Raw genomic sequence first — 14,377 nt, 5'->3', positions numbered from 1 at the left:
ACGTGATCCAACAGGCCGGGGCTGAGGTTCATGATGGTCACGGAAGTTTGCCGCACCACGTGTTTTATCACTTTCGCGGCTGCGTTTTTTATCGGCGCGTAAAAACGCTTAAGCCTCGCATATAGCGCGACCATCTGGATGGAAGAGCGCATTGCCTCGCCCTAATTGTTACCGGATGCTGAGCCGTTGCCTCACGTAAATTGCTCCCTTGGATCGGGAGCGAGCGGGGGCGAAGATGGGGTGGCTAAGCATGGCAACGCGGAAGGAACTGACGGCGGCAGCAGGCGCGCGCTATCGGCGTTCGGATCGCGCGAAGAAGACGCGGATATTGGACGAGTTCGTCGACATCACCGGATTCCATCGCAAGCATGCGATGCGACTACTTCGAGGTCAGGAAGACGCGCGCCCAAGCCGAAGGGCGCGACGTCGAATGTATAATGAGGTAGAACACAACGCGCTCGTGCTCCTTTGGGAGGCGTCAGACCGGATCTGCGGGAAGCGGCTGAAGGCGTTAATGCCTGCGTTGATTGAGGCGATGGAACGGCATGGCCACCTCGACCTTGCCCCCGAGATCCGCGACAAACTTTTGGCAATGAGCGCTGCGACGATCGACCGCGCATTGGTGCGGGTCCGAGAAGGATTAGGTCGCAAGCGTCGGCGGCACGCGACGCACTCGTTGCGTCGCAGTGTTCCAATAAGGACGTCGGCAGATTGGAATGATCCGGCGCCCGGATTCGTCGAGGCCGACCTTGTCGCGCATAGCGGTCCATCTGCGCGCGGCAGCTTCATCCAGGCCCTCGTGCTCACCGACATTGCTACCGGCTGGACGGAGTGCGCTCCTCTGATCGTGCGCGAACGGACGCTGTTGAGCACGGTGCTGACGGAATTGCGCAAACAATCGCCTTTTGCGCTGCTCGGCTTCGATACTGACAATGATACGGTGTTTATAAACGAGACGCTGAAAGCCTACTCGAGGCGGCCAACATCGTCTTCACGCGTTGCCGGCCCTACCGAAAAAATGACCAGGCGTTCGTCGAGCAGAAGAACGGCGCCGTCGTGCGCAGGATAGTCGGCTATCGTCGGTTCGAGGGCCTGGAAGCGGCCAAGCTGCTGGCTGAACTCTATCGATCGGCGCGGCTGTTCGTGAACTTCTTCCAACCCTCGTTCAAATTGATAGCCAAGCAGCGCGAAGGTGCCCGTGTACCGAAGACATACAGCGCGCCGGCTACACCACACCAGCGCCTGGCGGCGGACGCCCGCACGCCTGACGCTGTCCGCCATCACCTCCAAGAAATCTATGCCGCTCTCGATCCAGTCGCGTTGTTGCGCGACATCCGCGACGTGCAGGAGCGCCTCGCGGCCCTCGCTGATACCCAACCAATCGGCCATCCTGCTGTGGCATCGCAACCGATCGATCGCTTCCTGGCAAGCTTGCGCACGGCCTGGAAGGACGGAGCCATGCGACCGACGGATCGGCCACTCGTGAAGGCGAAAAGAGGCCGACGTCGTCCCGCCCCGCTCATCCGAGCAACGCCAGATTTGCGAAAATGGTTTGAAGCTGAGCCTTGGCGGACTGGTAGCGAACTGCTCTCGCGCTTGCAGATGGAATATCCTGGAGCCTATCCGAACAAGCTTCTTCGAACCCTTCAACGTCGGCTGCAATCCTGGCGCAGCGAGCAAGCGAATGCGCTGCTGTTCGCTCGTAGCGAGAAAATGCCGCCGGGGTACGAGGTCACAACACCCCAATGACGTGCGAGGTACCAGCGGAGGAGGCCGGGCGCTCCGAAACCCCGGCCATCTCCGCACCCGGCCTCCTCCTCAACTCAAGCCAGGAGCAAATTAAATGAGGCAACCGATCGCACCCGGAAGCATCAGTACATGAGGCAATACGACTTCCTACCCAGATTGCCGCGCCGCACTCGCAAGCTTGACGGGGCCGTAACCAACGCCGGTTGTTGTATCAGCGGAACGTGACCGGTTCGTCCCGGCACGGAGTGTGAAACACACATCTCAGGCCCAGTTTTTAGGCCGGCGGCTGCTTTGGCCACGGAATGCCGATATCTACACTTTGAAGGAGGTAGATGACTTCGATTTGCTCGCTTGCGCTCTTACGGTCGAGCTCTCCTGCAAGCGACTGCTCCGCTGAACAAAGGTCTCGCAGTCGACTCTGAACCTGATTGGTGCGCCACCTCGCCAAATTCACGATCGGCATCCAATTACGGTAGCGGACACCACGGAATCAACCGCCCGCTGTCTCGAACCACGAACCATTTGATGGCGCGGCAAAAAGATCCTTAGAGCACTGGTAAACTTCACTTTTTAGCTCGTCGCCTGTTACCCACACTAGCGAATTATCCTCAGCAATATCCTCTTCAGCAAGCCGCAAGATCGACCCGCCGGATTCATGATGAGGGTAGTGCGGAAGTCCTTTATCCACTCGCCAGCGAGCCACAAGCGCGCATAAGAAATCGGGGGCCCAAATAGCATACGATAACCGGTGTGTAACTCGGGCTATCATCCTCGCGACACCCTGCTCCCTGAAATCCCCGCGCACCCAAAGATCTCCATTATAGGCTATTCTTCCAGTCATTTCCTCTGCGGTAGGGGCCATGCAAGCACAATAGTCATTAATATGGGCCTGGACGATCGGGTCACTGTAAAATGCTTTCAGCGACCGAAGATGCTCCGCAAAGTTACTGTGAGAAAGGTCATACAGCCGTGTAGCATTTGTAAGTACGACCTCGCTGTTCTTGTCGAGGCCAACCACCCAATATCCCTCGCCGGGGCGAATAGTCGATCGATCAGGCCGAAAGTTTGGAAATGTTCGCCCTTTCGTCGGAATTGCTTGGGTAACTGAGACATATTCATGAAAATCGAACCCCATGAACAGGTTGATATCTTTCTGGGCGGCCATGGTGTCGTATATTGGAATGGACCGTGAGACATGCACCGGAATGCGTGCGCACACTGCTGCCGCAGGTTCGTCGACCGTCATGAGTTACCTCGCACGTTATAACAATCAAACAAGCTACGCTCTGGAAACTGAATGCCGTACTACCTTTTCCTGTGGGCGCTCTACAGGCTAAGTGGTGGGATGCCGCTCGTACGCATGTGCGCGCGAGATGAAACGAGACTGATGTCATTCACATTGACCTGATCGAAATCAAAACTCGCAACTCTTGTTTGGCAAACCACAAGCCGAACGCGAACTTATTTCACTTCAGCTTGCAGTTCTCGAGGAACGCAGGAGTCGTTCACCAAACGTTTCCCGAGCCGCCGCACGCAGCACAATTATTTTAATCGTCCTGCGCCTCTACAACGGCTCACGACGTTTCGATACTTTGACTTCCCATTGAGTTTGCCTCCAGTAGCGGCTGGGGTCTCATGTATTTTTCGGCCAAACTGCTCTTCACTCGAAAGAGTTCTGCCCTTATGCCACATGTGCGCAACCTTTCGCCTGCTTGCAGACCCCTTTTTCAGCACCACCACTCTACTTCCGGTGGTGCCCATCTCACCGCAAAGGCATTGGCTTCGTGATCTGGTCGTCCATTGCTTACCCCTACTGGCCGGACAAAATGCCGACACGCAGTTTAGTGCCAGGTCAAGTCACATCATCTTTGTCTCTACCCCGCCGGGATTTACATCTCGAAGTCCCTCTTTGATCCAGGGCCTCTGCCAAGGCCTCTTCGAATATTTCAAGGCCGCTATTGAGAGTCTCGGTGTCAATCGTGAGTGCCGGCAAGAATTGTATGACCTGACCAGCCGAGGCGCATCGTTCAATAAATAGACCTCTCGCGAAGGCCTTGCGTCTGGTCGCTTCTGCAATTTCCGATGACTGGCAATCAAATCCCAACGCCAGCCCCCTCCCCCGAACAGAAAAGCTGGTCCCGTGGTGGCACGCAATGGCGTTGAGCCGGCTTCGCGCAAGCTCTCCCAAGCGCTGAACCTCCTCCGAGAGGAGGCAATCGCGCCAATAGATGTCGATGGCAGCGGCCGCAGCCGCAAACGCAATGTCAGTCTTTTCCGTACCGGCGTGCTGCACAGGCCAAGTATGGTCGACCTCATCTTTAATCAGCAGCATTGACAACGGCAAACCACAGCCGCTCAGAGACCTCGACATCACAATGATGTCCGGCGATAAGCCTGCGAACTCGAAACTAAAAAATTGGCCTGTCCGGCCACAGCCCATTTCCGTTTCGTCTAGTATCAAAACGGCGTCAGTCTCTTTCGCAATTGCCTGGACCGCCCTTAACCACTCTTTGCCAGCTACGTTCATGCCTATATTTCGCTGTACAGCTTCAACCAGAATGGCAGCTGGACTATTAATGCCGCTGTACTGGTCACGCAACAACGTTCGCAAATGGTCGGTTGTGCCAACGACGGGCCCTACATAGCCGTCGAACGGGACAAGACCTAGTCCGCGTGGAGATACGTCAAAGCCAGTACGTCGAAGCCCGCAACCGGGCAGAGCGATGGATCCAGGACTCACGCCGCTCTCTCCACTGGTGAACAAGACGATATTCTGACGTCCCGTGACTTGGCGCGCGAGCTCCAGAGCTGCGTCGATAGCGATGGCGTCACTTGGTCCAGTGAATTTGAAATGATATGGCAGCAAACGCCGTTCGCGAAGCACGGCAGATCCGAACGTATCTACAAACTTAAGTTCAGCAGAAGTCGCCATGTCAAACCCGCTGACCACCGCATCTGACGTTAGATACTCGAGAACGGCCTGCCTGATCTGATGATTGTTGTGGCCGTAGTTTAGCGACCCGGCTCCTGAGTAAAAGTCGATGATCCTCCGGCCATCCGCCGTCAAAGCAATGGAACCGCGTGCTCGACTTAAACTGACCGCAGATGTCTTCATATCAAGATGGCGGTTCAATTTAGCGCCCTCATGTGTGCGTTTTGTCAGGCTCCTACCCAGCCTTCGTGCACTGCGATCCTCCACACGATCAGCCCGGGAACCTGCTCGGCACGACAACATGTGTTCCCGAATTAGTACCGGAGCCCTCTTTATCGTAGCCCCGCTGCGACCGTTCTTGGACGACTGGGTACATTGTTGCCGCGGAGCAGATGAGGCCGCAGTCTAGGAGCCGCCGCCCTTGGCTTGGTCGTCTTCTGCACCTTTCCGCCCAAGGAAGTTCATCACGTCGCCCCGCGGCGGCCTAGTTCTTCAATCGATCATCCTCCGGCAAATCATCTAACCAGCAAGCGGACTCGACGTATTGCCTGGAAAAGATCCTTCCGATTTTTTCCGGAATCTTGTTTTGATGATATCGCATATAGATGCGTCCATCATCGCCCAGACCAAGAATCTCGATCTTCCCGGTGTAATGCGACATGATATATTTGAAGGTCTTTTCGATGCCCGCCAAACGTTGATTGACGCCGTTGGCAATCTCTATTCCGCGACGAAGCGGCACCTGAAAATGGGACGCACCCTTTACCGGCCTTGCTTGAAAGAGATAGTAAGGGCGGACGCCCATTTTGTGGAACTTAGAGAAAGTCGCTGCCAGAAGCTCCGAGTTGTCATTTACGTCTGCAAGCAATACAGATTGATTGAGGAACTGAACTCCTTGTGCACGCAAGGACCGGATATTTCGCTCAGCATCTACCGAGATCTCACCAATGTGATCGAAGTGCGTGACAAGCACTGCGGTCTTGCCCGCATCACGTATTCGTTGGAAGAGAGCAGGTAGAGCGGGATCCTCGAAGCGCTTTGGTTCAAAGGCGAACAGTTTGGTGCCGATTCGAATAGAAGCTAGATGCGGAATCGAGAGGAGATGAGCAAGAATCTCGTCGAGCTTCGCCGTACTAAGAACAAAGGGGTCGCCTCCCGACAGCAGCACGTTTGTCATCTCAGGATGGCAGCTAATGTACTGACCAACTTCCGCGACATCCGGGACGATCTCATCTGATTCTCGGCCGACTAGTCGCTTGCGGAAGCAAAAACGACAATATGAGGCACAACGGTTAGTCACCAGCAGCAAGCCGGTCTGTGCGTACTTGTGCTGAAGTCCACACACCACGGTATTGTCGTGCTCACCACTCGTGTCCAAAACGCCCGGACTGTCGAGCTCCTTAACCGAGGGCTCAACAATCCGTCTTAGCTGCTCGTAGTAACCGCTGTTCGCCATCTGCTCGCGGTAGAATTTGGTGACATGATGCTGACGCGTAATGCTACGCGCTTGCAGCTCTGTCTCCTCAATCTTGCGATCGCCTTCTATAAATCTCATGACCACGGTGCCGGGGGATTCTTCTGATTGGCCCGATGGCAACCGAGGTGAGAAAACTCCAGTGGCCGTCAATTCGACTGGCGCACTGCCCGCGTCAGCTATTTGAGTCAACGGAGATGGTTTCATCTTAACTCCTTCGGAACGGGGGCGATCGTTCCGCAGTGACGCGATTCGTCAACTTCCAGCAATCCGCGTGCCAACAAGATCTGGCGCTCCATCAGCGCAACACATCAGAGCCGAACCGATCTCCCGGCTGTCGAGTAAACAATGGTCGTCCCGTTTGTCGGGCTTCAAACAGGATGTCCTCGATTGGACAAAAGCTCCAATGCCAAGAAGGCTCATCTGCTTCAACCATTCGCCGCTTGACAAGTTTGGACGGTCCGACCGAACCAGACACAACCGCCGCAATGTTTCGGAGACCACAAGAATGAGGTCTTCCTGCTACGACGGACTCAGACTGTAGGTGTACTCGTCCCATGAGACCGGCGACCGAGAACGGATAGCTTGCTCCGATAGAACTAGACGCAGCTTAGACGTGCACTTCTCCGCGGCGACCAAGTCAGAAAAGTGATCTGAGATTCCTGAACTCAGGCCAAAGGAGGATTCGAAACGGGCATTCGGTCTACACGCATTGGAATGAGAGCACTACTTCCAACGCGTCTGAAGCAATATGAAAAGATCCGCGCTGGCTCACGAACTCCGCTCTTTGAAGATCTGCGTAGTTTAGCTTTCTCGCCACTACTGTATGGCTGCAGATACGAACATGTCCGGCCAACACTGGCGTCGCCTATCGAACGTCGAGCAGCTCCCATGGCCGCTGAACGCGATTTTGACGCGCGAACTCCCTCTCTTGGTAGGTGCGCGCATCTGTACGCCTCGCTAAATGTGCGGCTGCTAATCCAGTAACAGAGTCAGGCATGCGAAGACGCGACGCATGCCGTCATCAAATGGCCCGACGCTGTCACGACCACAAACTACGGAGCATGATGAATTGAGGTCTCTAGTAATGAGCCGGCAGTGATGCAGATGAAGCTCCAGGTTGGTTCCCATGACACTCTTCGTAAACAGCCATCCCGGGATGAACGCCGTTTTCATCGGGTTCTATGGCATCTTCAACGCAAGTCCCTTGCTCTTCAGCCGCGCGGCCGCGGTAGAGGAATGATATGATGGAGATGCTGACGAGAACTCCAGATGAGGGCAAGATTGCTAGCTCCCACTCACCCGCGAAGCTATGCGGGGTGGCCACCTGCCACCCTCACTTCGGCGAGCTGCTCCAGGGAGCTTTCGCTGTTGAGAAAGGGGCGGACCGCCGCACGGTGCGCGCGCTCGTTTCAGTTCACATGCCCCACGCCGATGGGTCGGAAGCCCGTGCGACGTTGGAGCCGAGCCGCATCGGAAAGTTTGTGCCGCATGCCGGCCGCACCGGCATCCAAGTCACACCAAGTCATTTCTACAAATGTGAGCTCGCCGCTCGACTTGCCCTCGATGCCTTTGGATTGAGGAATATGGCAGCCACTCTTGAAGTCAGGACTTTTGTTCCAGAAGGCGCCGGCATGGGCTCGTCGACGAGCGGTGTAGTGGCCTCCATCCGTGCGATCGCTAAGTGCGTCGCAGCCTATCGTGGATCACGCGTGCTTCTGGCGCCCCATCTTCAGGCGGAACTTGCGGTGGCGGCTGAGCATGCGTGCGATTCGCTGATGTTTGACTCCACAAGCAGCACCATTCTTTTCGCTCAACGAATGGGCAAAGGTGTCCAGCTATTCAATGGGCCTCTCCCACAAATGTACGTTTTGGGGTTCGACACCGGCGCGGCCAAGGGAGGCATTGGAACGGACTGCCTGCCGCGAGCGCGCTACTCACGTGATCAGATCGCCGCCTTCGGCTGCGCATTGGCCGTTCTGGAGCGTGCAATAGCTGAGCAGAGCGTCGCACTCGCCGGCCGGGTCGCGACTTTCTCCGCGATACAGAGCGAGACCGCCCTGCAGAACCCGCTCAAGAAGCCGAAGTTCGACGAACTCCTCCGCATCAAGGACGACACGGGATCGGCCGGTATTGTTGTTGCCCATAGCGGCACGGTCGCCGGCCTGATCTTCGACCCGCACTTAGCCGACCTTCGCAACCGACTGGATGAGGCTAAATCCGCGGTCAGTTGCCTTGGCTTCGATATCCTCCGCGGTTTCTCGACTCCTTATTGAGGATCGACGATGGCGCAGACGCTTTCCGACACCATCGACGCCCATGCGCCTCTGAAAATAGTTTCTCTGCGGCCTGAAAACCTGGCAGCGATCGATTTCAGGGTCATGAAGGTATTTCCTGCCTTCAACATCATTGAATCAGGCCTTCGCGATGGCTCAATCGGCCCTAACACCACGATTGTCGAAACCTCGAGCGGAACAATGGCTCTCGGTCTCGCCATCGTTTGCATGCAGTTCTCGCTCAAGTTACACATCTTCGGCGACCGCGCCATCGAGCCCCCCCTTAAACGCACGATCGAGGAGTTAGGCGCTGAAGTTCACCTCGTCGAGGCGACAGCGTCCGACGCGAACGTCCAGCAGCTCCGAAAAAAGGCGCTCCTCGACTTTATGGATCAAACCGGAGCCACCTGGTCTCGACAGTACGACAACGTCGGCAACTATCTTTCGTATGCGCGCCCAGCCAAGCAAGCCATAAGGCACTTTGGGAAGATCGACATTCTAGTCGCAACGGTAGGCTCAGGGGGGTCATCCTGTGGCCTTGCCCACTATTGTCGAGCATTCTTTCCCGAAATGAAACTCATCGGAATCGACACCTTCGGTAGCGTCTTGTTCGGGCAGCCGCCGGGCCAGCGTGATTTGCGGGGGCTCGGCAACAGTATTCTACCAGGCAACTTGTTCCACGAAGCCTTTGATGAAATCCATTGGCTCGGCGCTAACGAAGCATATCAAGCTGCGCACCGACTCCACCGCGAGACAACGCTAAGGCGTGGGCCGACGAGCGGGGCGGCCTATCTAGTGGCTAAGTGGTACGCCGAGCGCTTCACCAAAAGCAAGGTTCTCGCCGTCTTCCCCGACGACAGCAATCGCTACGAGCACAACGTTTACGATCCCGCGTGGATGTACGCCAACGGCTATCAGACCGCACTCGCCGCGACCGAGCCTGTCCTTGTCCATCATCCGCTTCATGCCGATAGCGGGTGGTGCCGTTTCAATTGGGATCGTCGCTCGTTGACCGAGGTAATGGGTGATCACCCTTGCTACAATTGAAGTATACACATATGACCAACTCAGCTGCGATCTTCATCGAGTCCAACACCACTGGCTCGGGCGGCGACTTTATTCGGCGGGCACAAGAGCTTGGGCTTGTTCCGATCTTTGTTACAGCGTCACCCGAACGGTATTCCTTTCTGAGTCGCATGTCGGGCCTCGAGCTACGCACTTGCGACACGTCCTCAGAGGCCGATGTTAGAGCTGTAATCGAAAGCGTGGCAACGAACATGCCGATTGCGCTGCTCACGTCTTCCAGCGATTTCTACCTTTATGCAGCAGCGCTGGAAGCCAGGCGGCTAGGGCTTAGTGGTCCGGATCCGAACGCAATCGCGCTTTGTCAAGATAAGGATCGCCAGGCCGCCGCCCTGCGGATGGCAGGTATCGGCGTGCCCGATAGCGCGACAGTGCGAGCGGAGTGCGATATCGGCAACGCGATCAAAACAATCGGGTTACCTGCGGTAGCCAAGCCGATCAGCGGGAGCGGCAGTATCGGGGTCACCCTCGTCGACACCGAAACAGTTGCAAGTGATGCTTTGCGCAACCTACTGCAAACGACGAATGACGTGCGTGGCCGACCTATCGAGCCTGGTGCTCTTCTTATGTCGTATGTCGCCGGCGAGGAGTATTCAGTCGAGGTTCTCGATAGCAAGATCATCGGCGTAACGCGGAAACACCTTGGACCTTTGCCGCATTTCGTTGAAATCGGACATGATATACCAGCGCCGATCTCATCCAGCTTGCGCATGAAAATCGAAAATGAGGCGCTGCACGCCATCCAAGTTCTCGGGCACGTGAAAGGACCAGCTCATGTCGAACTCCGGCTCGGCGAGGATCGTGTCACGATAATTGAGGTCAATCCACGTCTTGCTGGCGGTTCGATCCCCACCCTTTTTCGTTACACAACGGGTTTTGACCCGGTCCTCGCGGTCCTCCGTAGCCTGCTCGGATTGTCCTCGCCCGCCTTGGCCGGAGACGCACACGGCTCGATACGATTCATTGTTCCGGAGCGTGACGGCTTCTTCGACCTACCTCCGAATTGCGAGCAGCTCGTCGACCGCTTCGGAGTGACGGAGTTCGTACTGTACCAAACTCTGCCAATCCAGTTCAGGCGTCAAAACGATTTCCGCGACCGGGTCGGTCACGTCATTGCAGTTGGCGACGACCCTGCTGCTGTTGCACGGCGCGCCGAAGCCGCCGCCGCTTTCATCGTTGGCGCATGAGGAGATATTCTTGCAGAGCACAGGCCGGATCAAATCGACTCTTCATCCTGAAGCCAGCGCCATCGTTTTCGACAGTGATCTACAGCGCGCGGCGAAGGACGAGCTACCCTTCTACGCCGATATCGATCGCGCCCAGGCCATCATGCTTGAGCGAGTAGGATTGATTGACCGCGTTCTCGCCGTAAACGTGCTGAGCGAGCTTGACAAACTCCAAGATGAATCCTTTCAGAGCATTGCAAGTCGCGCCGCCCCCCGTGGCTCCTATCTCGCTTATGAGGATCATCTCCGTTCAGTAATTGGCAACGAAGCCAGCAATCTACATCTTGGCCGGAGCCGAAACGATATCAACGCGACCCTGTTGAAACTAAAGCTGAGAACGCCGTATCAGGCACTGTCAGACGAACTACTAAGGCTATTGCGACTGCTGTCCAGTCTGGCTCGCAAACACCTTGAGACCGTCTTCCCGCTGCACACCCACCGTCAACCAGCATTGCCATCCAGTTTGGCGCACCATCTGACTGCCTTCGCCAGCGCGCTCGCGCGCGATCTAGATGCGCTTCTGGCCGTGCATCCAATTCTCAACCTTTCATGCCTCGGGGCGGGCGCCGGCGGCGGCACAACCTTGCCCATCCTCCCGGAGTTGACGGCCAGGCTGCTTGGCTTCTCGAGCCCGCCGCTTAACTCGATTGACAGCGTGGCCTCTCGGGACCTGGTTCTTCGTGTCCTGGCTGCTTGTGCGATTCTAGGATCATCTCTAGGCCGCATCGCCGAGACGTTGCTGCTGTGGGTCGGCAATCATGGATTGGCCACTCTACCTGACGAACTAGTCGGATCTAGCTCCGCGATGCCTCATAAGCGCAACCCTTTCCTTCTCGAGCAAGCCCAAGGAAAAGCAGGCGCGATCCTTGGAAGTTTCGTGGCCGCAATCACCGCGATGCATAGCACGCCGTTCACGAACTGTGTGGCGGTCGGAACGGAAGCTACGCGCAATGTCTGGCCTGGGCTCGACCATTCCATTGGGGCGGCGCGCCTCATCCGCCTGTGTCTCTCGGGCTTGATTATCGCGGAAGACACAGCATCCGCAATGCTCCAAGCGTCGTTCGTGAATGCCATGGAGACGGCGACGCGCCTCACGCTCGGTGGCGATCTGGATTTCCGCTCCGCTCACAATCAGATCGGCCAGGTAGTTACCAAACTTATTGAACGAGGCTCACCAAATCTGTTTGGGATTATACAAGATGGTGGGGTGCTCAATCCCGAACTCTGGCCAGCTCCGGCTGCCATCATGCGAGAGGCTCGGAACGGCGGAGGGCCCGCTCCGGAGGCGGTTAAAGAGGCGCTTGATGCGCTCGATATGGCCGTCGACCAACGATCCGCAGTTTTGCGCGATCTCGATGCTGGTTGGAGCCGTGCTCGAGGAGAACTCCGCTCCGCCATAGCTAATCTCGGACGGACCAACACGCCGACCGGATGATGGAGAAGGAAGTCGATCGATACACCAACCATGGAGAGCTTCTTCTCGTCGCTCAAGGCCGAACGAACGGAGAGCAAAAGTTACAAGAGCAGAGACGAGGCGGTGCATTGTGCCTTACGTTGCCGCAATGGTTCATGCTGCACCAGATGATGCCGTGATCGGCCATCAAACGCTGGAACTGCTCGCTCGTGTACTGGGCGGATTCAAACGGTCGTCGAAACATTCGGAGGTTGGCAGTTGCGATGAACGTTGCAAGGCACCGATCGGCGCGGTCAGAACGAGCCCCATTGCCATCGTCAGCACGGCCGTCTGTTGCAGGACGCAATGAACAGAATAAATTTTGACGGGCGATTGCCGCGGGGCTTAGCAGGGAAGATGCTGCGTTCGGAGCTGCGGGCAAAATGACAACTACGGATTCGCGCTCTCGGCGGCGCAACTGGGCGAGTCGCAGAGGCGGCCAGCTACTAACTCGAGCTCTCGGCTCATCGGGCATCAGCCCGCCCCTGGCCCGATGGTCGCACCATACGCCACGATGTAGAAAACCGCAGCGGAACGTAGGGACCGAGAAATCTCATACTGGTTACCAACCCGATCGAGCGCCTCAACGGCGAGATCAAACGGCGCACCGAGGTGGTCGGCATCTTCCCCAATGAAGACGCCATCGTCCGCCTCATCGGAGCGATCCTGCTTGAGCAGAACGATGAATGGGCCGCCCAGCGTGCCCGTTACATGACGCTGGAAACCATCGCACCAATGAGCGATGATCCAACCGTCAGCCTTCCGGCTATCGCCAGCTGGTCTGCCCGGCCCTGGCCGGCGAACGCGGTGACCCGGCGCAAGCTACACCACGCCACCGGTCATGATCCCCGCCGCCAGACTGTCAACAGAAGTGCGTCTGTGACGAGCTGTGTCGTCATGGAGGCGCTCATCGGTCAGCCACTACGGCGTGAGAACAAATCAAACACCGCTGCGACATATAGCCAGCCCTCGGCGGTCCAGAGATTGATAAAGTCGGCTATCCACTTCTAGTTTGGCCGCTCGGCAGCGAACTGCCGGTCCAACAGGTTCGCGGCTTGGGGATCTCCTTGTCGGCGAGGACAGCACCTTCTCGCCGGAGATCTTCTTGCGGGGTGCTAGCCAGGAAGTGAAGTTTTTAGTGCTTGGGCATGCCCTTAGATCCGTACGCACTCGCCGATGAGCTTCAATGAGAGTGAGCGACCGGCCCAAGGATCTCAGTCAAATCGAGGCCGAGCACGCATTACAGTGCGGTCCTCACCTGGGCGGGTTGACCCGCGTGGTCTTACGCACGGCTTGGCTAACTTTCCCACAGATCTTGCCCCTTGCTGTTCAATGCACTGATCAGGACTTCGAGCTTGCGATCACAGTCGAGCATCTTTGCCAGATAAAAGTCGTAGATCTCCAGTGACGCGTCAACGCGAAGACGTGTTCGTGATGTCATTGCGTACGATTGCTGCGCGGATCGTCTCGATCGATGGATGGAATCGCACGTCCGATAGGCTGCCAAGACGTCGGGATTGCGTTCGCCTGCAACGACGGCTCGGATAATCCGCATGCCGGTCGCGCCGGTGATATCCGACACAACATGATGGAGCTGCCGGTTCATCTCCATCAGGGCCTTCTGCATACACGAGCCGCTCGCGCTAGCCTAGATAGGCTCTCAAGGCCGCGATCTCGACATCAGGTCGGAAGCCGTAACAGGCCATAGAAATGAAGCTGACGTAGCCATGCGGCGTTGCTGACATCCGTTTTGCGCCGAGGTACATTCTTGGCGTACCGCGCGTTGACCAGAATGACCTCAGACCCGCGCTGCTCCAGGATCTCGTAGATAGACCGCGGTGGATTCTATCCGACAATGGTCACGCCGCATGCCTTGAACCAGTCCGCAATTTCATGCAGGTCTTGCCTGAATGTGCCGAATGCACGCACTGGCGTGTCGGTGCAGGCCAAGTTCACGGCGGCCAAGTGCATCAGTATCTTTGATCCGATATCGATAGCGACCGCGTATGGACGCTCCACAGCGACACTCATAGCATTGACACTACTCGAATAAGTCTAATTCGGGAACGTGGCAGCTTTCAAGTCTCGCTTCAAAGCGCGCCGCTGCCCATTTCCCGCGGATTATCGCCGATAGAGTACTTTAGTCCCTTAAGCCGCCAACGCGTCGTAAACAAGTAAGTAGCA

General features: G+C 56.7%; 7 protein-coding genes and 4 pseudogenes. 6 read left to right on the top strand and 5 right to left on the bottom strand.

The features are described 5' to 3' along the window. Positions 1–235 precede the first annotated feature (235 nt). A pseudogene (locus tag ACVW16_RS24845) lies at positions 236–1,749 on the top strand (ISNCY family transposase). Positions 1,750–2,239: 490 nt separating this feature from the next. On the opposite strand, the gene ACVW16_RS24840 reads toward ACVW16_RS24845, so the two are convergent. The 3 genes from ACVW16_RS24840 to ACVW16_RS24830 all read right to left on the bottom strand — a co-directional run bounded on the left by ACVW16_RS24840 (position 2,240) and on the right by ACVW16_RS24830 (position 6,362). Next, positions 2,240–2,995, bottom strand: coding sequence for a hypothetical protein (locus ACVW16_RS24840; RefSeq protein ID WP_456701674.1), 756 nt, complete (start codon positions 2,993–2,995; stop codon positions 2,240–2,242). A 606-nt stretch (positions 2,996–3,601) separates the two neighbouring features. Then, positions 3,602–4,882 (bottom strand): aminotransferase class III-fold pyridoxal phosphate-dependent enzyme, encoded by a 1,281-nt coding sequence (locus ACVW16_RS24835; protein ID WP_456701673.1) that lies wholly within the window; start codon positions 4,880–4,882, stop codon positions 3,602–3,604. 283 nt (positions 4,883–5,165) lie between these two features. Beyond that, positions 5,166–6,362: a KamA family radical SAM protein gene (locus ACVW16_RS24830; RefSeq protein ID WP_456701672.1), complete on the bottom strand. Its 1,197-nt coding sequence runs from the start codon at positions 6,360–6,362 to the stop codon at positions 5,166–5,168. A gap of 1,037 nt (positions 6,363–7,399) precedes the next feature. Between ACVW16_RS24830 and ACVW16_RS24825 the strand changes: the two genes are divergently transcribed. The 5 genes and pseudogenes from ACVW16_RS24825 to ACVW16_RS24805 form a co-directional block, all read left to right on the top strand. Beyond that, positions 7,400–8,431: a GHMP family kinase ATP-binding protein gene (locus ACVW16_RS24825; protein ID WP_456701671.1), complete on the top strand. Its 1,032-nt coding sequence runs from the start codon at positions 7,400–7,402 to the stop codon at positions 8,429–8,431. 9 nt (positions 8,432–8,440) lie between these two features. After that, positions 8,441–9,478 (top strand): pyridoxal-phosphate dependent enzyme, encoded by a 1,038-nt coding sequence (locus tag ACVW16_RS24820; protein ID WP_456701670.1) that lies wholly within the window; start codon positions 8,441–8,443, stop codon positions 9,476–9,478. After that, positions 9,466–10,701 carry an ATP-grasp domain-containing protein gene (locus tag ACVW16_RS24815; RefSeq protein ID WP_456701669.1) on the top strand — a complete coding sequence of 412 codons (1,236 nt, stop codon included), beginning with the start codon at positions 9,466–9,468 and terminating at the stop codon, positions 10,699–10,701. The genes ACVW16_RS24820 and ACVW16_RS24815 overlap by 13 nt, the downstream gene beginning before the upstream one ends. Beyond that, a complete protein-coding gene (locus ACVW16_RS24810; protein WP_456701668.1) occupies positions 10,634–12,175 on the top strand; it encodes a lyase family protein in 1,542 nt (513 codons plus the stop codon). The genes ACVW16_RS24815 and ACVW16_RS24810 overlap by 68 nt, the downstream gene beginning before the upstream one ends. A gap of 582 nt (positions 12,176–12,757) precedes the next feature. After that, a pseudogene (locus ACVW16_RS24805) lies at positions 12,758–12,970 on the top strand (transposase); the annotation flags it as partial. Positions 12,971–13,038: 68 nt separating this feature from the next. On the opposite strand, the pseudogene ACVW16_RS24800 reads toward ACVW16_RS24805, so the two are convergent. Next, positions 13,039–13,299 (bottom strand): annotated as a pseudogene (locus tag ACVW16_RS24800) (IS3 family transposase); the annotation flags it as partial. After that, a pseudogene (locus tag ACVW16_RS24795) lies at positions 13,244–14,224 on the bottom strand (IS110 family transposase); the annotation flags it as partial. The pseudogenes ACVW16_RS24795 and ACVW16_RS24800, both read right to left, overlap by 56 nt. Positions 14,225–14,377: the final 153 nt, after the last annotated feature.

The sequence above is a fragment of the Bradyrhizobium sp. USDA 4474 genome, from assembly GCF_054057515.1.
This window is presented reverse-complemented; position numbering and strand designations above follow the sequence as displayed.